At 55.4% G+C, this 20,020-nt stretch carries 16 protein-coding genes and 2 tRNA genes; 8 read left to right on the forward strand and 10 right to left on the reverse strand.

Annotated elements, in window-relative coordinates; translation table 11 throughout:
• Positions 1-70: 70 nt before the first annotated feature.
• Positions 71-2,791, forward strand: a complete 2,721-nt coding sequence (gene aceE / locus I6J23_RS10265) for a pyruvate dehydrogenase (acetyl-transferring), homodimeric type (protein ID WP_204581980.1) — start codon at positions 71-73, stop codon at positions 2,789-2,791.
• A 100-nt stretch (positions 2,792-2,891) separates the two neighbouring features.
• Entirely contained in the window at positions 2,892-3,119 is a 228-nt protein-coding gene (locus I6J23_RS10270) for a phosphopantetheine-binding protein (RefSeq protein WP_204581981.1), read from the forward strand.
• 45 nt (positions 3,120-3,164) lie between these two features.
• Here the strand turns inward: I6J23_RS10270 and I6J23_RS10275 are convergent, their stop codons facing one another.
• The 5 genes from I6J23_RS10275 to I6J23_RS10295 form a co-directional block, all read right to left on the reverse strand.
• Positions 3,165-3,686, reverse strand: a complete 522-nt coding sequence (locus I6J23_RS10275) for a DUF3145 family protein (protein WP_204581982.1) — start codon at positions 3,684-3,686, stop codon at positions 3,165-3,167.
• 117 nt (positions 3,687-3,803) lie between these two features.
• Positions 3,804-4,598: a serine hydrolase domain-containing protein gene (locus I6J23_RS10280; RefSeq protein WP_204581983.1), complete on the reverse strand. Its 795-nt coding sequence runs from the start codon at positions 4,596-4,598 to the stop codon at positions 3,804-3,806.
• Positions 4,522-5,280: a trimeric intracellular cation channel family protein gene (locus tag I6J23_RS10285; RefSeq protein ID WP_204581984.1), complete on the reverse strand. Its 759-nt coding sequence runs from the start codon at positions 5,278-5,280 to the stop codon at positions 4,522-4,524. Before I6J23_RS10285 ends, I6J23_RS10280 begins: the two co-directional genes overlap by 77 nt.
• A 70-nt stretch (positions 5,281-5,350) precedes the next feature.
• A tRNA-Ile gene (locus tag I6J23_RS10290) sits at positions 5,351-5,424 on the reverse strand.
• A 148-nt stretch (positions 5,425-5,572) separates the two neighbouring features.
• Positions 5,573-5,645, reverse strand: a tRNA-Asn gene (locus tag I6J23_RS10295).
• A 210-nt stretch (positions 5,646-5,855) separates the two neighbouring features.
• Between I6J23_RS10295 and I6J23_RS10300 the strand changes: the two genes are divergently transcribed.
• Both I6J23_RS10300 and I6J23_RS10305 read left to right on the forward strand, forming a co-directional pair.
• Positions 5,856-6,563 carry a hypothetical protein gene (locus I6J23_RS10300; RefSeq protein WP_204581985.1) on the forward strand — a complete coding sequence of 236 codons (708 nt, stop codon included), beginning with the start codon at positions 5,856-5,858 and terminating at the stop codon, positions 6,561-6,563.
• A gap of 156 nt (positions 6,564-6,719) precedes the next feature.
• Positions 6,720-7,127 carry a hypothetical protein gene (locus I6J23_RS10305; RefSeq protein ID WP_204581986.1) on the forward strand — a complete coding sequence of 136 codons (408 nt, stop codon included), beginning with the start codon at positions 6,720-6,722 and terminating at the stop codon, positions 7,125-7,127.
• A gap of 520 nt (positions 7,128-7,647) precedes the next feature.
• Here I6J23_RS10305 and I6J23_RS10310 read toward each other — a convergent pair.
• Together I6J23_RS10310 and I6J23_RS10315 are read right to left on the reverse strand one after the other, a co-directional pair.
• Entirely contained in the window at positions 7,648-8,772 is a 1,125-nt protein-coding gene (locus tag I6J23_RS10310) for a hypothetical protein (protein WP_204581987.1), read from the reverse strand.
• 156 nt (positions 8,773-8,928) lie between these two features.
• The gene (locus tag I6J23_RS10315) at positions 8,929-11,385 is read right to left on the reverse strand and encodes an MFS transporter (RefSeq protein ID WP_239454916.1); all 2,457 of its coding nucleotides are present in this window, start codon (positions 11,383-11,385) and stop codon (positions 8,929-8,931) included.
• A gap of 357 nt (positions 11,386-11,742) precedes the next feature.
• Here I6J23_RS10315 and I6J23_RS10320 point away from each other — a divergent pair, with 357 nt between their 5' ends.
• On the forward strand, positions 11,743-12,615 hold the full coding sequence (locus I6J23_RS10320) for an aldo/keto reductase (RefSeq protein ID WP_236881636.1): 873 nt from the start codon (positions 11,743-11,745) through the stop codon (positions 12,613-12,615).
• 39 nt (positions 12,616-12,654) lie between these two features.
• Complete coding sequence (locus I6J23_RS10325) at positions 12,655-12,912, forward strand: hypothetical protein (RefSeq protein ID WP_204583077.1); 258 nt, start codon at positions 12,655-12,657, stop codon at positions 12,910-12,912.
• Between the two features lie 82 nt (positions 12,913-12,994).
• Here I6J23_RS10325 and dnaG read toward each other — a convergent pair whose 3' ends face one another.
• Complete coding sequence (gene dnaG / locus I6J23_RS10330) at positions 12,995-14,932, reverse strand: DNA primase (RefSeq protein ID WP_204581988.1); 1,938 nt, start codon at positions 14,930-14,932, stop codon at positions 12,995-12,997.
• 75 nt (positions 14,933-15,007) lie between these two features.
• On the opposite strand from dnaG, the gene I6J23_RS10335 reads away from it, so the two are divergent.
• Positions 15,008-15,568 (forward strand): ribonuclease domain-containing protein, encoded by a 561-nt coding sequence (locus I6J23_RS10335; RefSeq protein WP_204581989.1) that lies wholly within the window; start codon positions 15,008-15,010, stop codon positions 15,566-15,568.
• A gap of 7 nt (positions 15,569-15,575) precedes the next feature.
• Here I6J23_RS10335 and I6J23_RS10340 read toward each other — a convergent pair whose 3' ends face one another.
• Both I6J23_RS10340 and I6J23_RS10345 read right to left on the reverse strand, forming a co-directional pair.
• Positions 15,576-16,886: a deoxyguanosinetriphosphate triphosphohydrolase gene (locus I6J23_RS10340; protein WP_204583078.1), complete on the reverse strand. Its 1,311-nt coding sequence runs from the start codon at positions 16,884-16,886 to the stop codon at positions 15,576-15,578.
• Between the two features lie 60 nt (positions 16,887-16,946).
• On the reverse strand, positions 16,947-17,597 hold the full coding sequence (locus I6J23_RS10345) for a YdcF family protein (protein ID WP_204581990.1): 651 nt from the start codon (positions 17,595-17,597) through the stop codon (positions 16,947-16,949).
• A 98-nt stretch (positions 17,598-17,695) separates the two neighbouring features.
• Between I6J23_RS10345 and I6J23_RS10350 the strand changes: the two genes are divergently transcribed.
• Positions 17,696-19,990 (forward strand): TPM domain-containing protein, encoded by a 2,295-nt coding sequence (locus I6J23_RS10350; protein ID WP_204581991.1) that lies wholly within the window; start codon positions 17,696-17,698, stop codon positions 19,988-19,990.
• The last annotated feature ends 30 nt before the right edge of the window (positions 19,991-20,020 follow it).

The following is a 20,020-nucleotide window of genomic DNA, read 5'->3' on the forward strand; positions in this document are numbered from 1 at the left end:
ATTCAGATAAAGATTTTGGCCATTGTCCAAGAGTTTTGGCCACATTCCACAAGTTCAGGAGTACACGTCGATGACTGATACCTCGCCCGATTCATCGCGAGACAGCAATTTCGCCCTCATTCGTGATGGTGTCGCGTCCTACCTCAATGACAGCGACCCCGAAGAAACTCGTGAATGGCTTGAGTCCCTAGACGGGATGCTGGAGAACGCAGATAGTGATCGCGCTCGCTACATCATGTTGCGCATGATTGAGCGTGCGACGGCGAAACGCGTTTCCCTCCCTTCCCTCACATCGACCGACTATGTCAACACTATTCCGACGACGATGGAGCCCGAGTTCCCCGGCGACGAGGAGATAGAGAAGCGCTATCGTCGGTGGATTCGGTGGAATGCGGCGATCATGGTTCACCGTGCCCAGCGCCCCGGCATTGGAGTCGGAGGACACATTTCCACGTATGCGGGCGCTGCTCCTCTCTACGAAGTTGGGTTTAACCACTTCTTCAAGGGCAAGGACCATCCAGGCGGCGGGGACCAAGTATTTTTCCAAGGACATGCGTCGCCCGGGATGTATGCCCGAGCATTCCTAGAGGGCCGACTAAGCGAAGAGGACATGGATGGCTTCCGCCAGGAAGTCTCCCGCGAACACCGTGGCCTCCCCTCCTATCCTCACCCGCACGGAATGCCCAACTTCTGGGAATTCCCCACAGTCTCGATGGGCCTCGGCCCCATGGAGGCGATCTTCCAGGCGCGGTTCAACCGCTATCTCCTCAACCGTGGCATTAAGGACACCTCGCAGCAACACGTATGGGCGTTCCTCGGCGATGGCGAGATGGATGAGCCAGAATCACGCGGCCTCCTGCAGATCGCATCGCTCAACAACCTGGATAACCTCACATTCGTCGTGAACTGTAACTTGCAGCGTCTCGACGGCCCTGTCCGCGGCAACACGAAGATTATCCAGGAATTGGAATCCTTCTTCCGCGGTGCCGGCTGGTCCGTCATCAAGGTCGTGTGGGGGCGTGAGTGGGACAAGCTCTTCGCCGCCGACAAAGAGGGCGCCCTGGTTGACCTCATGAACAACACGCATGACGGGGATTTCCAGACGTTCAAGGCCAACGACGGGGCATACATCCGCGAGCACTTCTTCGGTCGCGATCCTCGCACCGCGAAACTCGTCGAAAATATGTCTGATGAGGACATTTGGCATCTTCGCCGCGGCGGTCACGACTACCGCAAGATTTTTGCCGCCTACCAGCGTGCTCTGGCGACGAAGGACCGGCCGACCGTCATTCTGGCCCACACGATTAAAGGCTATGGTCTGGGCCACAACTTCGAGGGGCGCAACGCGACCCACCAGATGAAGAAGCTGACCCTCGACGACCTCAAGCTCTTCCGGACGAAGCAGGATATTCCGATCTCTGATGAGGAATTAGAGAAGGATCCCAAGCTGCCTCCGTATTACAACCCCGGTCCCGATGCTCCTGAGATCAAGTACATGCTGGAGCGTAGGAAAGAGCTGGGTGGTTTCTTGCCGGAGCGACGCAACACGTTCACGCCGCTCTCCGTTCCTGGTGTGGACAAGCTCAAGCAGATGCGTAAGGATTCCGGCAAGCAGGAAGTGGCTACCACGATGGCCATTGTCCGCATCATGAAAGCGCTGATGCGTGACAAGGAAATTAAGCGCCGCGTGGTGCCGATTGTTCCGGATGAGGCTCGTACATTCGGTTTGGATTCATGGTTCCCGACGAACAAGATTTACAACCCGCATGGTCAGCGGTACACGGCTGTGGATCACGACTTGATGCTGTCGTACACCGAGTCTACCGACGGACAGATGATGCATGAGGGCATCGATGAGGCCGGATCGGTTGCAGAGTTCCAGGCGGCGGGTACGTCGTACGCCACTCATGGCGAACCCATGATTCCGCTGTACATCTTCTACTCCATGTTCGGTTTCCAACGTACTGGTGATTCCATCTGGGCAGCCGGAGACCAAATGGCACGTGGATTCCTCATTGGAGCCACAGCTGGACGAACAACCTTGACAGGCGAGGGTCTCCAGCACATGGACGGCAACAGCTTGACGCTCGCAACAACGAACCCGTCTGTTGTCTCCTATGACTGCGCATTCTCCTACGAGTTGGCGCATATTATTCCTCGCGGAATTGATCGCATGTACGGGGATTGCCCTGGTGAAAACGTCATCTACTACCTCACGTGCTACAACGAGCCCATCCACCAGCCCACTGAGCCGGAGAACCTCGACGTCGAGGGCGTTCACAAGGGCATTTACCAATACAAGGATGGTAAAGATGCGACCATCATGGCGTCGGGTATCGGTATGCAGGCTGCTCTGAAAGCTCGCGATATCCTTGCCGACAAGTTCGACGTCGATGCGGCTATCTACTCGGTGACGTCATGGACGGAATTAGCTCGCGACGGTGTTCGCCATGATCGCGAGCAACTGCGCCACCCATCGAAGGACGTGGGCAAGGCATTCTTGGAAAAGCAGCTGAGCGGGGCCCGCGGGCCATTTGTTGCTGCGTCCGATTTCGATACGACAATTGGTGAAACGATCCGCAAGTGGGTGCCGGGCGATTACACCGTGCTCGGCTGTGACGGGTTCGGGTTCTCTGACACTCGTGCAGCTGCGCGCCGGTACTTCAATACCGATGCGGAATCGATTGTCGTCGCTGTCTTAGCTGGGTTGGCCCGGGAAGGGAAGATTGAGGTCTCGGTGGCTGATCAAGCCGCGAAGGATCTACACATCGACGACCCCACTAAGGCATAACACCTCGGGTCGGCTCTAACCACCGGGTCGATCCCACGACACGCGCTTTTAACAGTCCACGAGACACAGCGTCAGGCTCCTTGCCTGGTAGCCTGGCCTCGTGGACGTTTTTCATGAGGTCAAAAGCATTGTGGCGAAATATGGACACGTTGACCCTGACGACATCACTCTCGACTCCACCGTGGATAGTCTCAGCCTTGATTCCCTGTCTCTGATCGACATTGGCGTGGGCATTGAGGAACATTCGGGGCGGCGGGTCGACCAAAAGCAGATCGATTCGTTCACGTCGATTAGGGATATGGTCGACTTTATGGAGCACGATTCCTAACCATCACCATCACGGAATCATAACCGCAACGACGTCACGAGGTTGTCATGTTTGACGCACTAGCTTTGCGTCGTGGCCACGGTCTGAACCCACGTTAACCGGGTTTGCGTTATTGGCGCTATCGTCTACACCGTCATCGTTGACAGCGGGCACTAGTTCTGGAGCGTAATCCCAGGCTTCACCTAAAGCGCTACGGATGGCAGCGTCGATGCCCTGACGAGTTGTTGCCTCGGCGAGAATGGCGCGAAGGCGATGCTCTGTCAGAACAATGTTCCCTAATTCATCAATATCTGCAACATGCAGCCCTAGGCTCGGCGTAAACCTCCACATGCTTTTTCCGTATTCAATAACGCAAAAGGGCTCTCCGGTCCGCAAAAGTTGACGCACCAATTCGGCCCCACCGTTGTTGACGTAGATCATCACCGTTCTCCTTAGGTTGTCACCAAGAAGCGCGGTGAGCTGGCTTCCCCTCCAGCTCCGACGGCTTGCTTTCCCCCATATTCCGGAACACATTCCCGACGCCGCAACCTCAAGTAGCGCTTTATCCCCCGTGTGGGTTTGCAACATAAGTGCAGGTCATAACGCATGTTGCGCATGTTAACTAGTGTGAATGTTGGTGCCAGGCGGTGAAGTCCTCGTTTGTGCCCCTCTCCCCCCACTAAAGACCCGCTCATGGCCCATGAGTTACGTGCCGTATCCGAATTCCCGAGCTTTTTCATCATTCCATGTGCTCCACAATGGCTTAGCCCAATCGCCAAAGTCTCGGTCCGTAAGGACTACTGCATAATGCTCACCTGGGACGGTCCACAGGAATGTTCCGCTTTGCCCAAAATGCCCGACGGTGTGCGGAGGCAATACTGTGCCGGTCCAGTGTTCGCGGCCCGATCCTCCGCGTTCGCGTGGGAGCCCCTTCTTACCCTTCACTTCAGGCCCCAGAGCCCACGGGCACGGTTTGAACATCCCGTAGCCGGGGACGACGCCGGCTAGGTCTGGATACCACACTTCATAGTGGGGTTCCGCCACCAATTGTGGTTTCATCATTTCCTGGGCGAATAAGTCCATGTCGCGCAGTGTGGATCGCGCACCGTGGCCAGCTGATCCATAGAGTTCGGTCTGCGACATTCCCAGCGGCTGGCATACCGCTTCTTGTAAATACTCTGGGAAGGGGATCTCGGTTTCTTTTTCGATGTAGTCCGCGAGGATCTCGTAGCCAGCCGAGGAGTAGATGCGCCGAGTTTCTGGGGCTTTTTCAGGTTCGACCGTGGCGAACCCTACGCCGCTAGCGTGGGCGAGCAGGTGCGCCACCGTCGCTGGGCCTACCGGTGTTGTCAGGTCGCAAACTCCCTCTTCCACGGCGACCAGCACAGCGCGGGAAGTCAGGAGTTTGGTGACGCTAGCGAGCTCAAACACTCGGGTGGGGTCCCCCGTCATCTTTCCGTCGACGGAGCTTGCGGCGTTGTTTACGGGCCAATCGTTCATCAGGTTCAACCATAGCGCGCGTGAGCATGAGCCGTCGGAGTTGACCTGCTGTCATGGTGACTGGTGCCCAATCGGGGTTATTGGGCAGCCCCCACCCTTTGAAATAGGCGACGATGGACAAGATGGAAGCAAACGACGCCGAGACCACCATGCCCACGGTTTGGAGTTGGAAGCTATTGAAGAGCACCATCATTCCGCTACCGAGAAGTGCCGACGTGGCATAGAGGGTGTTACCGCCAAAAATGGCGGGAACAACGCCGATGGTGATATCGCGGATCATCCCGCCGCCGACTGCTGTGATCATGCCAAGGAGCATTGCAGAGGGCCACAATAACCCGGCATTGAGGGCTTTTATTGTTCCGGTTACTGCCCAAACGCCAAGAACGATGCCATCACCAACTTTGAGAAGTCTGTTCCATTGTTCTCGCTCTAGCGACACTGTCATGGCGACGAGTCCGCCTGATAATGCGACGCCGAGGTAGATGGGCTCCTTTAATGCAGCAGGGAGGCCATTTTGCAGGAGCGTATCTCGGAGTAAACCGCCACCGAGGCCCGATAAGATCGCGAGGAGGCCGAATCCGATAGCGTCGAATTTTCGACGACGCGCAATGGCGCCTCCCAGGATGCCGTTGATGAAGACACCGGTTAAGTCGATAATGCGGTAGACGGAGACAATGTCCATGGTCTTTCACCAATCTGAACCATGTGAATGCGAAAAATCCCTTGCCTACGAGAATAGACAAGGGATGATGTGGGGCCAGCGGGGCTCGAACCCGCGACCAACGGATTATGAGTCCGTGGCTCTAACCTACTGAGCTATAGCCCCGTGAGGATGATAGCAAACGATCTGGAGAATACCGCTATCGCTTCACCCGTTTTCCTGCCCTACATTAGCGACACAATGAACTAACCAGGTCACGGGTAAAAATAAAAACACGGGTCATGACAAGCACAGACCCGTGGATGTGAAAAAGCTCCCCCAACTGGACTCGAACCAGTAACCCTTCGATTAACAGTCGAATGCTCTGCCAATTGAGCTATGGGGGAATCTGCGGATGACGTCCGCAACGAGATAGAACTGTACAGAGAGACCACAGCAGAGGCAAATCACTGGATTGAGCTGCGCTTATTCACGCAAACCGCTAAGCACGGTTCCATAAAGTTGCCGCCTCATCCATCCATACGACGCCCACCATAATGCGGGTACCGTACCCTAAAGCCATAGAACGAAGTTAGCAAAAGTGATAAGAATAGAGTATGTCTGATCTCAACGTTTCTTTGCGCCCCAACGAAAATGGCGTCCACCTTACTAAGGTTCCATCGAGGCTGATTACCTTCTGGCAGAAAACCACGTTAGCGGTTACCGATCAGCGCATTGCTATTAACCGGCCCCGTTTACTGTTCGGTTTAATCCCCACCGGTAATCGACTCAATAACATCGAGTTGAAATCGGTATCTCATACCGAGACGAAGAAAACGTTTGATCTCACCTACTTAATTACGTCGGCGTTCCTTTTTGCCCTTAGCTTGATCTGGTTTATCAGCTCTTTTCATGCGAAGAAGCCAGGAATCGACGAATACTACAGTGATTACCCGGAGGGAAAAGTCAGTCCGCTGATTATGACTCTCTCGGTGATCTGCATGCTTATATCACTCGCTCTGGTCGCTAATTCGTATCGGTCGCGGCTTGTAGTCATCGATAACTTTGACGGTCAGGATGAAGTCGATGTCTCCGCTCTGGCGCATACAGAAGTGACTAACTTCTCCAATGGTTTCAACGAGTACGTCGGTTACAACCCACAAAACCAAGCCCCGCAGTCACAGTTCAGCGTGCCGGGACAGGGAAGGAACCAGCAACAGAACCCATCCAATTATCAGAATCCTGGAGTTGCTAACGGATACAACCAGCCGCAACAGACGCAGGGAAATTACTCAAACAACCCGGAAAATAACCAACCACGTTAGACCTAAAACTCACGTAGCATAGGTTCGGTTAGGTGCCGCTAGCTTTGTCGCAAATCTGTTAAGAAAGATTAATAAGATTTTTTAACGGCAAGTGGTCGAAGTCCAAAATCGCGAACACTACGCTATCAGGCTTCTACTGAAGGACATGTAGTTCAAATGCGGAAAAGGATTCTCCCCCTCGTCAGTGTTTCCCTGGCAGGCATAATAGCTCTCTCCGGGTGTTCATCAAACGACAAGCTCTCAAATGGGAAGTGGGAGTTTGAAACCCCTGACGACCTCGAGGACACAATAGATGCTAGTTCGATGATCCTCGACGTCAGCGACCAAAACTTCACTCTTCGAAGTGTTGATAGGTACGGCGATGTCAACGAAGACGATACAGCAACGGGTAGGGTAAATCGCCCTAAGCGAGCACTAGAAGCACATAACTATAACGGCTCCGAAGCTTTCACCGAAGCAGAAAAAGACAATGCTGGTAGCGAGAATGTTGTCGAGTATAAGTTTAAAGGAGGTACGCTCATTATCCGGTTTCTCGGGGAAGATTGGAAGGGAAAGAAAAAGTGATCTCTATTCACGCTTTGACTCGGAACACTGAGAATACTCTTCAGGCTCGTCAACATGCATGTTTTCTGTTTACGAGAAGTGTAATGCCTCACTAAGATGCGGAATTAAAGAAAACAGGTATAAAGAGTTCTCGTTAATGAAATTACACTGAGCCTGGCTACGTTTTCACCTCATAAAATTGGTGTGAGATTTTCACCTCGCAGCTGAGGGTGGAAACAATATAGGCGCTCTAGCGCCTAGTTCTTAGAATTGAAGGTGGCCACATCTTGGTCTAAACCGACAATTCGCGGAAAGGCTAGCTTTTTCGCGAAATACTAACCAACTCGAACCGTGGCGTATCAACTAGGCAATGCAACTGCACGTTTAGTTTTTCAGTTCAACCCACGGCCGCTGCGACCATATTAAATAGATCATGAGCGGCGCCAAAATCTGGCGTCGCTCATTAGACACTCTTCACCGAATTACACCGATTAGCCAAGAACACCGCACAATGTACCGATAGTCCCCCTTAAATAATCAACTAGTCGTGGGATGAATCCTTCTTTTCAGATTCGTTGGTATACCTCGAACTGAGATTCGAGTCACCATCTTCGGGGTGTTCATTCGTAAGAGTCGATTCAGATTCCTCTGAAACGGAATGGCTAGAACTCGTGCTCGAACTACTTTGTGGTGAAGATTGTCCCCATTGGTTAGGGTTACTGAATTGACCAGATCCGGCCTGCTGGTTGGCACTCTGTTCACCTCGGTTTCCACCGAAAGACTGCCCAGCATTGAACGACTGAGAACCATTCGAGTTCTGCGCACTCTGGTTGCTTGTCGAGAAACCTTGTTGCGAGCCGCCGAAGCCCTGTTGCTGACCACCGAAACCCTGCGAGGAATTAAATCCCCGCTGCTGGTTGCCGAACTGCTGAGGCTGACCACCAAAGCCCTGTTGCTGACCACCGAAACCCTGCGAGGAATTAAATCCCCGCTGCTGGTTGCCAAACTGCTGAGGCTGACCACCGAAACCCTGCGAGGAATTAAATCCCCGCTGCTGGTTGCCAAACTGCTGAGGCTGACCATCAAACCCCTGAGGAGCGTTAAATCCCTGCGGCTGCCCTCCGTCGAATTGCGACTGCCCGAAGCCTGTTCCATCGGGATGAGGATGAATGTAATCGGTAAGTCGATCACTAAATTCTTTTAGTAAAGACTTCTGTATTGGAGTGATAGTAAAACAAGTCTTTTCTCCGTAATTTTCAATAAAATATATTCCTGATCGTAAGGAATTAATAATTAGTACAATAGATACCCAATAAACAAGGGCCCAAACCCCAGCACCTGCTCCGGTTAAAACAAAAGACTCAGTCGGATCAACGGACAAATAATATAGACCCGTCTCGATGAACCATATAAACCCAAAGAGTAAAAACTGTGGGAAATAAATTTTCCACGAAGCGGTAACTTCAGAAATAGAACTCAATGGAATTGATTCTTCCCGACCACCGAGAGGAATAAATCCTAAAAATGTTTTATGGTCCCTAACCACTACACGATGATTTGTCACAATCATCGTTGTGGGAAGCCAAAACAAAAGCAGGCTTGATCGGAATTTACGAGAAAAGACACGTTGCTCACCGGGGGTCAGGATTATATCACTATCAACCATATGACTAGGTATACCAACATCAGATCACGGCCACAATCATAAAAAGATAATTTCCAGATTCGTTATTGAAATGTAACGAAAATTACCCTAAAAAGGAGGTTCGTGTCTGATAAAGCTTGCTAAATCCCTACGTCTGGCAGAATGTGACGTGGTTCTTCAGAACTCCTTTTGGATTCGAATTTCATAACGATCTTTATCGCGAATAAAGATCAGTGCGACAAGAGCACCGACAGCAGCCAGAACCGCGGCAATAATCAGCACGTTATGTAACCCGTTGATGTAGGATTCCAGAGCTTTGTCGACAAACATTGGGGCATGCTGGCGAATAATCGAGAATTGCCCACTCGACGCTAAATCTACAATCTTTTGCGGAGCATCCATCGTGATAGTCGATTTATCCGGCGACAATACCGCTCCCGGTGGCAACTGAGGCACGGGCGCTGAGGCTCCCGGTGGCATCTGCTGTGCTGCACCCGCTTGCGTGTTCATCACCGATGCCGTCGGAAAGGACACCGCTTTCAACCCTGAGGACGTTGCCGCTGTAATAATCGCACCATAAATAGCCACGCCGAAACTAGTCCCCAAGGGAAAAGCTGTGTTGGCAATACCGGTAGCGGTACCTGTTTTACGCGGAGCAACAACAGAGACCGCAACGTCCATCAAGTGCGGAAGCATCAATCCGGTACCAATGCCGACCACGATGTACATCGGAATGATGTCAACCCAGCCGGAGTTAGAGTTCAACTTCAAGCCAAGGAGCAGGCCAGCTGCAATGATGATCATTCCCAAGGCCTGAATGGCAGAAACTTTGATCCTCTTACCCAGCTGTATCGCCACAGGTGAGAACAGAATAATCGGGATAGCTAGTGCCGTCGTCACGTAACCAACCTCTAAAGAGGTTAAACCGACTGCTCCCGACAGCCAGAGAATGATGTACGGCATCATCCCGAAACTAAACAATCGGGCCGCGAACGCAACGATGGTCACCGCAGAAAAGGAGGGGATAGTAAACATGCGGACATCGATCATGGCCTTGTCCCCCTTGGCCAATTGCATCCACACCAAAATAACTAACCCCGCCAGGCTTACACCAAAGCCTATAAAGACTTTGCCATCGGTCCACCCATCATCAGGGCCGGTAAGGAGAGCGTAATTCAAAGCAAAGAGGAACACAGACGCGACAATCAGGGTTAACCATGAGATCGGCGGAACCGACTCCTCAACCTCCCGGTTTTCGAGCTTCTCTACCTCCTCGGCATACCCCTCAGCCAACAGATGCGCTTTTCTCTCTTCCAAAGCCTGCTGACGCCACTGCTGTGCATCCTTCGGCACGCCGAACAACGTTCCACCAATGATCAGTAATCCAATTGGAATGTTGATCGCGAAGATCCACCGCCAGTCAAAGAATTCAATAATGGCACCACCGACAAGTGGTCCCAATGCCACTGCAGCGGCACCAGCCGCCATGAAAACAGCCACCGCACTCGTTCGCTGTTTCTCCTCACCAGGGCCGAAAACATCGGAAAGAAGGGGCAAACTGGATCCGAAGACCATGGCACCCCCAGCCCCCTGGATGGCGCGAGCCACAATCATCCAATTTTCAGCATCGGCCGTCATACATCCGACCGACGCCGCGACAAATATCAGCTGCCCCACGATGAAGATGCCTCGGCGTCCTACGAGGTCAGACAGGCTACCAACGCCCAACAACAACGCCGCGAAAGCCAGAGTGTACGCGTTGACGATCCACTGCGAGCCCGACAACGACAACTTGAGGCTTTCGCCAATGTCCGGCAATGCCACCAGGACGATCGTCATATCAAGCGTCATCATGAGCGAGGCAACAGACCCCGCTACCGTGGACCAAAACTTCGCATGAGGGTAACGACGACCAGTCGGTTTCTTCCCCGATTCGGCCTGCTTCGTTTTCGCTGCGGAGGATTTAGCCTTCGCCGTGGAGGGGTTTATTGTCTTTGCTGCGGCAGGCTTTGTCTTCACTGCAGAGGACTGTGGCCCTGTTACGTCGGCGACAGACACGTCATCACTATCGACGCCTCCGCTCACAAGGTCATCGGGGCGGGCGTCCGCGCCCCCAACTCCAGGACGTTCGAACGTATCTTCCGAGGGATGGGTATATAGGTCCTGGCCATCTGGAGTGTTATCCTCTCGGCCCGGCGCGTCGCCTGCCGCCTCGTCGCTGCCGACAACTTCGCCTTCAAGGATTTCGCCGCCATAGCCCGACGCATCCGCCGGCGATGAGGGAAACCCTGGGTACCCCGCGCCCGAGGGCACCGACTCATCCTGCCACGGGCGTTGTCCGCCACCAGTCAGCGGATGCCCCATGAAAGAAACCTCGTCTTCGGGGCGGAGAACATCGACTTCACGGCGCCGATGGCGACCACCCGACGAGGTCAATTCCTTTAAACTTGGATCGAACGTGAGAAACGGAAACGCCGGCGCGTTACGTTCTTCCGACGCGTTACGTTCTTCCGGCGTCGACACGTCATCCACGCCTGACGGATCACCCTTCAGCGGGTCATACGCACTGTCCGCACTACCAGCTCGGCCAGCAAAGCGGCTGTCCGACGCAGACGATGGCTCCTTAGAGTCCACGAAGTCCTCCCAGCGGGTAAAGCCGTCCCAGCTCTACGCAAACACAGCGCGACCACAACACACTGCTACCCCGCCACCCTCATGGCCACGAGGCAAGCGTCGCCACTAAAGAAGAGCAACCACCGCGGGTTCGCACGTGGCGACACGGAAAACGTAGAACAGAAACGCATTTAAGTTCGCTATCAACACTAGCTGCTCCTTGTTCCCCATAAATAACCGGACAACGTGTTAAACAAACATCGTGCCGACTATGGCAAGGCTTCCGAGCGGACGGTAGCCCGAGAGAGACTCGGCTGTGGCACGGAATCCCCCGCTATCCCATGGCCGGTCATCAGCGAGCGTGGTTACACTAGCCCTATGACCGATTCCTCCGCGACAAATAACCAACAATCAATTCCAACTCTGTCCACCGAGCGGTACACCCTTCCTGCGCTGGGATTTGGTACGTACCGGCTCTGGGGAAAAAGCGGTGCGCAGTCCACTGAGACTGCGCTCACGATGGGCTATCGGCTCATCGACTCTGCCTACAACTACGAAAATGAAGGCACCATCGGCGCGGGGATTCGCGCGGCCATTGATAAAGGAATTGTCTCGCGCGGCGACGTCACCGTGACCAGTAAACTTCCCGGCCGATACCACGAACATGACCAGGCACTGAGCGCCATTGAGGAATCCCTATATCGCACTGGGCTGGATTACATCGACCTGTACCTCATCCACTGGCCAAATCCGAAGCAGGGCAAATACGTTGAGGCGTGGAAAGCATTAATGGAAGCCCGGGACCGCGGACTTATCCGCAACATCGGTGTATGCAACTTCACACCGGAGCACCTGGACACCCTCGAACGGGAAACCGGCGAACTTCCCGTCATTAACCAAGTCGAGCTACACCCGTACTTCAACCAGGCTGAAACCCGCGCCTATGACGCGGAACACGGAATCATCACAGAGGCGTGGAGCCCCCTCGCCCGAGGCGCCGTCTTTGAAGAAGACACCATTGTTTCCATCGCGAAGAACCATGACGCTTCCGTCGGCCAGGTTGTTCTTGCATGGCATCGGGCAATCGGGAGCCTCGCCATTCCGAAATCCGCGTCGGAAAAACGTCAAAAAGAAAACCTCGATTCCCTACATGTCACGCTGACGAGCGATGAGATCGAGGCGATCAATGCTCTCACGAAGCCCGACGGCCGTGAGAAGGACCAAGACCCCGACGAGTACGAAGAGTTCTAATTCCAACCGAAGACACCACACGAAAGAAAACACATGCGTTTGACTACGTTCATCGCCGGTGCCACAGCGGGCTACGTCATGGGCACGAAGGCAGGTCGGAAGCGTTACGACCAGATTCGACGAGGCTATGAGGCAGCGATCAACTCCCCCGTCGCCAAATCGGCCGTCCACGCGGGGAGGAAAGCATTAGCCAACGCTCTTGACCCAGAACCGCGGATGCGTGAACTCCGGGCGCGGAACATCAGAACCCGGCACCACGACGAGGACACCACCATCTACGTCCCCGACGAGGACTGACACGACGGCGGGACACACCGCGCAGGTAACACAGGGTGGGGCGTGTACGAAATACGGTCGCAACAGATGCGTCCAGCTGGCCTCATAGAGGCCGCTGCGTCGCCTGCTTAATTAAACCGGTCCTATATTGCTCTAGTGCCACCAAATCGCCAAACAAGTTGTTGTACTCATCGTCGCTAGGCCGCAGCCGTTCCAGCGTCGACTTGAGTTCGGCAATCTGGTTGCCCACCCACACTGCCTGAAGACGGACCATCGTGCTCCGCACGAACCACTCCATGTTTTCACCCTCATAGTGGATAGGCTCCACCATGAGCTCAGTCACCATCGACTCCCCCATCGGCTGCGGAAGATTCTCAATAACCTTCGTCACCCACGAGTTCCCGCCGGACTCGACATCCGCGGCTGCGGCACACCCCCCGGCGCGACGGATCCCTTCGGATACTTCCCGATAGGTCGGGTGCCGGAAGCTCTCGGCGGGAAGAACATCAAACAGTTCAGCGGCGACAGCTGGTTCTTGCAGGGCGATCTTGAGGGCTTCGCGTTCGCCAGCGAGTTCACCATTGCGTGGATTCGGTCTGGTAAAGCGCGGCTGGTGAGAATCCTGTGGGCCCTTCGCGGCCGCGGATTTCACACTCCAGGTATTCCGCTGCTGTCGTGCCCGTCCACGCTTCATTCCCGACGCCTGTGGCTTGCGGGCAGCTCGTCGCACAGCCGCTTCGACGTCGCTCACGTCATCCCAACCAAGCCACCCAGACAGCTTCCGGGCGTACGCCTTCTGCAACGTGGTGTCTTTGACGCTCGCGACCGCGGGCGCAACAGCTTCCATGGCCTGTAAACGCCCTTCCGGTGTGTGAAGGTCAAACGAGGCAAGCGTCGTACGCACGACAAACTCCACCATCGGAATCCGGGACATCACCAAATCCCGAACTGCGGCATCACCGCCGGACAAGCGCAAGTCGCATGGGTCCTGACCATTCGGCGCGACCGAGACGAAACTTTTACCCAGAAACTCTTGATTTCCCTCGAAGGCGCGCATAGCGGCTTTCTGCCCGGCTTCATCACCGTCAAAGGTATAAATCATCTCGCCGCGAAAATGGGAATCATCCAACATGAGACGCCGCACCATCTGCAAGTGTTCCGCCCCAAATGCTGTTCCACACGCGGCGACGGCTGTGGTCACCCCAGCGGCATGCATAGCCATCACATCGGTGTAGCCCTCAACAATGACCGCCTGGTGGCGCTCGGCAATGTTCTTCTTCGCCTGGTCAATCCCGAACAGTACCTTCGACTTCTTGTACAACAAGGTCTCTGGGGTGTTCATATATTTCCCCAGCTTGTCGTCGTCGAAGAGTTTGCGAGCGCCGAAACCAATCACATCATTCGCAGTGTTACGAATCGGCCACGTTAGGCGTCGATGAAAACGGTCGATCGGCCCACGACGTCCCTGAGAAGTTACCCCAGCGGCCTCCAACTCTTTGACATCGAAGCCCTTGCGAAGCAGGAACTTTGTCAACGTATCCCATCCGCCTGGCGCGTAGCCGCACCCGAATTGCTCCGCATGTTCCTGAGAGAACCCACGATCAAGTAAGAATTGCCGTGCCGGCGCGGCTTCATCAGTGTCCAGGTGTTCACGGTAAAACTCCTGGGTGGCTTTGTTAATCGCGACGAGCCGCTGACGAGTCCCAGGCTCCTCCCGACGCCCCGGTCCGCCACCCTGATAGTTAATGGTGTAGCCAATACGCTCCGCACACTGCTCCACAGCCTCGGGAAACGACACCTGCTCCATTTCCATGAGGAAGCTGAAAACGTCGCCACCCTTCCCCGTCGAAAAGCAGTGGTAATAGCCCTTGTTCGGGCGGACATGAAAACTGGGGGTCTTTTCGTCCTTAAAGGGCGATAGCCCCTTGAGCGAATCTGAGCCGGCGGGCTTCAGCTGCACATATTCGCCCACGACCTCCTCAATGGGCGTGCGCTCACGGATCGCATCAATGTCACTCTCCGGGATTCGTCCTCTGGCCATGGCAACTATGCTACGTCGTCATGTCAAGCCCGAGGAGTGCCGTGACCTTCGCCAGATTATGACACAATATCGACCATGCCGGATGCACCTCAGAAGAACACACAAGGCGGATCACAGAACGCTCGACGAGGGCGTCACGTGTTGTCCCTTCGTACGTTGACGTCGATTCTTGGTGCTGTAGTGGCAGGTGCAGTCGGCCTATGGGGATGGGACTCTGTCAACAACCCCAGCCACAATGGAACACAAAGCAGTGAGTCATCGAGCGGGTCGTCGAGTAGTGGCTCGTCGCATAGTCGAGGATCAAACGACTCGTCGCAAAAGGGTTCCTCACACGGTATCCCAGCGTGCAACGCGAAACAGTTGCCTGATCAGGCGCGCGTGGTCGTCGACGATATTAAGTCCGGTGGTCCATTTGATTACCCGCAGAAGGATGGATCCCACTTCGGAAATTACGAGAACACACTCCCCCATAAGAAGAGTAACTACTACCGCGAATACACCGTCGACGAGGATAAAACGGATCACAGTCGTGGGCCTGCCAGGATCATTACGGGTGGTTCGACCGCCACGCACCCCGATGTGTGGTACTACACCAGCGACCACTACTCATCATTCTGTGAGATGCAAGAAAACTGACTCCGCGTTAACTCCACCCTGCTGACCAATCCCGAGCCGATCTATCCAATCGCTCAAGCCGCGATTCCGTCATCGAAGCCAACTGGTCAACAACGACGCGCAACCGCTCAGCATCCGTCGAGGCGTCACGCCACCAGCCCTGATACAGAGGATCCAAGCTTGTCGGCGCACCGGCATACAGGTAATCCTTCACACGGAATAGCCGATCACGCTGACGCTCCTGATTCTTCTGATGCAAAGACTGATCCATCACATAGAGCACCGCCACCGACTTCAACAACGTGATTTCTGCCACAATATCGGGTGGCACAACCAAATCGTTGGAAAACCTCCCCGCCGCCATCTCCTCTGTCCACGCCGACTCGTTCCCGTTCGTTATCTCACGTCGAGTAGCAGCGACCGTCGCAGAAATATAGCGGCCCACCAGCTGCGATGTCATCGCCTTCAAAGACACCGACGCGGCCAATGTTCCGTCATAATCGGCAGCTTCGGCAATCACCGGCAGCTGGCGCAACCGATCAGCAGCATCGACGAGCTCATCGGGATCGCCACCAAAAACCCCCGCACCCTCATCCGCCAACTCCGCAATCTCAACCAAATCCCACAACACGTTGAGGCTGACGCGGCCGGACAACACGGCGTCCTCCACGTCATGTACCGAGTACGCGATGTCGTCGCTGACATCCATAATCTGGGCTTCCAGGCACTTCCTGCCCTCGGGAGCACCACGACGGATCCACTCCAACAATGGAGCATCCTCGTCATAGGCCGAATACTTCTTCCTCGCCACCCCTTGAGGGCTCGATGCCGTCCACGGATACTTACACGTCGCATCCAACGACGCACGCGTCAAATTCAACCCAACACTCACCGGATGACCGTCGCGAACATCGCATACTTTCGCTTCCAGACGGCTCAAAATACGCAATGTCTGAGCATTCCCCTCAAACCCTCCACAATCCTGCGCTAGCTCATCCAAAGCCCGCTCCCCGTTGTGACCATAGGGCGGATGGCCAATGTCATGACTAAGCCCCGCTAACTCGGCTAAATCAGTATCCACCCCCAGCCCGGCCGCAATACCCCGACTGATCTGAGCCACCTCAAGACTGTGGGTCAAACGGGTCCGCGGCGTATCCCCCGTCTGCGGAGTGACCACCTGCGTCTTATCCGCTAACCGACGCAACGCAGCGGAATGCAGCACCCGGGCACGATCCCGATCGAAATCGTCCCGCATTTCCGGCGTCGAACCCGCCAGTTGGGCCCCCTTCGGCCCCTCCACCACACGACGCTCATGATCCTGCTCTGAATACGGGTACACCATCCGCAATCTCATACCCGCTATTGTCGCACTACACGCCGCAAAAAATTAGAGGCGCGCCTACCTCAACAAATCCTCAACATTCTGCTCCGAGATCACATTGGACCGATGCGTCGCCTGATAAAAAATCAAACCACCGGTCTCATGCAGAATCCCCGAAAACTGCGCGTCGCGCGACCACACCGACGGCCCGTGACGAGTCGACACAGAATGCGTCGTAAACCCTTGATCCCGAACCATCGTGCGCGCACGCAACGCGTGCCACGGATCGGTCACCACCACGGCCGAAGACCAATGACGATTCTCATTGTGCGAATAGGCCGCAAGTGCCCGCGCCGATGTCAACGTATCCGAGCCATCGCTAATGGGAACAATTGCCGACGACGGCACACCCAGCCCCTCTAGGTACTTCTTGCCAGCCTCAGCCTCGGTGTATTGGTCCCCCTCCTGCTTACCACCCAAGGTCGCGATCACGGGAGCAGTGCCCTCCTGATACATGGTGGCAGCTTTGTCTAGGCGCGCAGCAAACCATTCACTCGGCGTCCCGTTATACTGTGCCGCCCCCATCACCACGATCACATCAGAGGGAGTGTCGTCATCATGACGGGCAAACTGCCAAATCCTCAACGCTGTGCCACAGACCAACACAGCGGTGATCAATACGGCACCAACCACCACACGCCAGAGAGTCCGGCCCAACCAACGCCCCACACGTCCTCCATCCACGACCGTCAGGTACAGCCCGCTAACCTACACCCATACACACGCGTGTAGGCAAACACTCCACAGTTTTCTCTATTCTTTAGATCATGGCAGTCATCCGGAACGACCACGACACCACTGAGCACACCACACCAGGCGCCCATTCGGCGAAGGCCACGCACAGACGTGGTGTGCGGCTCACTGCAACTGCAGCTGCGCTCACACTCACGGGAGGGGTACTCCTGAGCAGCGCACCCCTGCCCGCAGCCTCAGCTCAGGCGGCACATACCGCGCAGACCAGCGTCGTCGCCCAAAGTGGCTCCACAGGGTCAAACACTGACACTAGCGGTTCCAGTGTGGCCACACGCGAACGCATCAATGACAGCGTCGGAGCTCTCACCGACAGCCAGAAGAAAGACCTGACCGACAAAATCAAGAAGCTACAAGTCGACGATGACATCGCCATGACTGTCTACATCGTCAACAGCTTCGGCACTATGTCTGGGAAAGAATGGGCGCACGACCGCTACCAAGAAAACCCGCAGTCCAATGTGCTTATCGTGGCTTTTGACGTCACTAAGCGCACGCAAGGGGTGTACGGGGGGCGCAACGTCGGTAATTCTGTGACAAAGAAAACGTATGAGGCCGCCAAGGAACCCCTCGCTGAGGATAATCCGGACTGGAATACCGTCATCACCGACAAGATCGACGCCGCGAAGGACGCGAATGATAATTCGGCGGCGCTCTTTTGGCTGGGTGGTGGTGCTATCGCCATCATCGCAGCAGGGGGTGGTGTGTGGTACATGAACCGGCGGCGCACCAAGAAGCAGCAGGAAACGATGGTCAAAGATGCTCAAACCATTAATCCGGATGACACGACGTCGCTCAACGAATTGCCGTATTCCGTGCTCGAAGAACGCGCACAGGAAGAACTCACGAGTACGGACGCGTCGATTCGAACAGCCGATGATGAACTCCGGCTGGCCATTGCGGAATTCGGAGAAGACCGGGCACGGCCCTTCATGCGAGCCATGGATCACTCAAAGCGGACCCTGGAAAGGGCGTTCCAGCTGCGCAGCAAAATTGATTCAGGAACGGTGCGTTCCGAAGAAGAGCGCAAGGCCATGCTTGTAGATATCGTGAGCTCATGTGGGCAAGCTGACCGTGGCCTTGATAAGCAATCGGACGAGTTCGCTCGCCTTCGCGGACTGCTCATCGATTCAGACCGACGGCTCGACGAACTTACCCAACGCATTGTGTCTCTTCGTGCCCGGCTTCCCCAAGCGTCATCAACGCTGAGCGAGCTGCGCACAAAGTACGCGTCCGATGCCTTGGCATCCATCGCTGACAATGTCGATATTGCCACCGAGCACCTGGATAACGCCGAGCGAGCCGTCGATAACGGCCGGGCCCTCACCCACCAGCCCGCTGGTGAACAGGGCGGGCTCGTGGAGTATATCCGCACCGCAGAAATGACCACCGGCCAAGCCGACGACCTCCTCACAGATATCGAGCAGGCCGACGAGCGCATCGCCGAGGCCCGAAGCAATATTCGCTCCCTCATTGACGAGATCACTGACGAACTCACCGAGGCTGGAAAACTTCGCGCGCGGGCAAGCACTCAAGGGTCACAGTTCGACTTCGACGAGATGGACGCCATTGCGACCGAAGCGTGGGATGCAGTCGAAGAAGCGCGCGCTATCGAGGCGCCGAAGAGCACGTCATCGACGTTACAGGGCGCGTCGACAACGGCGCCCGCTACGACAGATAAGGATGACACCGAAAGCGGATCAACCAGCGCTCAGGACAAAGAGCTAACACGTCCCGGTGATGACCCTCTGGCGATGTACAAACGGTTGCTGGAGGCGGATGAAAAACTCGACGCGCTGCTTGAACAAGCGCGTGACTCCGATCGCGACCGCAACCGGGCACTTCGTGTGTTCGACCGAACCCGCGATGATGCCGTCGCACAAATTGAGGCAACGGATAGCTTGATCTCGACCCGCGGTCAGGCTGTCGGCTCACAGGCACGGACTCTGCTCTCTGACGCGCAACGACAATTAAGCCACGCCCAGTCTCTGCGGACCACTGACACGCGGCGTGCGATCTCAGAGGCGCGCCACGCTGGCGAATTAGGCAGGCGAGCCGAACAAGCAGCCCGAAATGACATCGACGACTTCACCCGACGCAATCAGAGTTACTTCGGCGGAGGCGGCAACGGTGGCGCCTTCATCGCCGGAATGTTGATCTCATCCCTCTTCCACGGCGGTGGCCACTACGGAGGGTACGGAAACTACGGCGGCGGATTCGGCGATGGGTTCGGCGACGACTTTGGTGGCTTCGGCGGATTCGGCGACGGTGGCTTCAGCGACGGAGGCAGTGGATTCGACGGAGCATTCTAACGCGCCCGGCGATTCTCGGTGGCCACCGCT

The organism is Corynebacterium kroppenstedtii (assembly GCF_016894245.1).
Taxonomy (GTDB): Bacteria; Actinomycetota; Actinomycetes; order Mycobacteriales; family Mycobacteriaceae; genus Corynebacterium.

Coding starts and splice junctions, on each gene's coding strand:
- aceE (WP_204581980.1), top strand. CDS start 71: ATGACTGATACCTCGCCCGATTCATCGCGAGACAGCAATTTCGCCCTC.
- I6J23_RS10275 (WP_204581982.1), bottom strand. CDS start 3,686: ATGTTGCAAACCCACACGGGGGATAAAGCGCTACTTGAGGTTGCGGCG.
- I6J23_RS10280 (WP_204581983.1), bottom strand. CDS start 4,598: ATGAACGATTGGCCCGTAAACAACGCCGCAAGCTCCGTCGACGGAAAG.
- I6J23_RS10285 (WP_204581984.1), bottom strand. CDS start 5,280: ATGGACATTGTCTCCGTCTACCGCATTATCGACTTAACCGGTGTCTTC.
- I6J23_RS10300 (WP_204581985.1), top strand. CDS start 5,856: ATGTCTGATCTCAACGTTTCTTTGCGCCCCAACGAAAATGGCGTCCAC.
- I6J23_RS10305 (WP_204581986.1), top strand. CDS start 6,720: ATGCGGAAAAGGATTCTCCCCCTCGTCAGTGTTTCCCTGGCAGGCATA.
- I6J23_RS10310 (WP_204581987.1), bottom strand. CDS start 8,772: ATGGTTGATAGTGATATAATCCTGACCCCCGGTGAGCAACGTGTCTTT.
- I6J23_RS10320 (WP_236881636.1), top strand. CDS start 11,743: ATGACCGATTCCTCCGCGACAAATAACCAACAATCAATTCCAACTCTG.
- dnaG (WP_204581988.1), bottom strand. CDS start 14,932: ATGGCCAGAGGACGAATCCCGGAGAGTGACATTGATGCGATCCGTGAG.
- I6J23_RS10335 (WP_204581989.1), top strand. CDS start 15,008: ATGCCGGATGCACCTCAGAAGAACACACAAGGCGGATCACAGAACGCT.
- I6J23_RS10350 (WP_204581991.1), top strand. CDS start 17,696: ATGGCAGTCATCCGGAACGACCACGACACCACTGAGCACACCACACCA.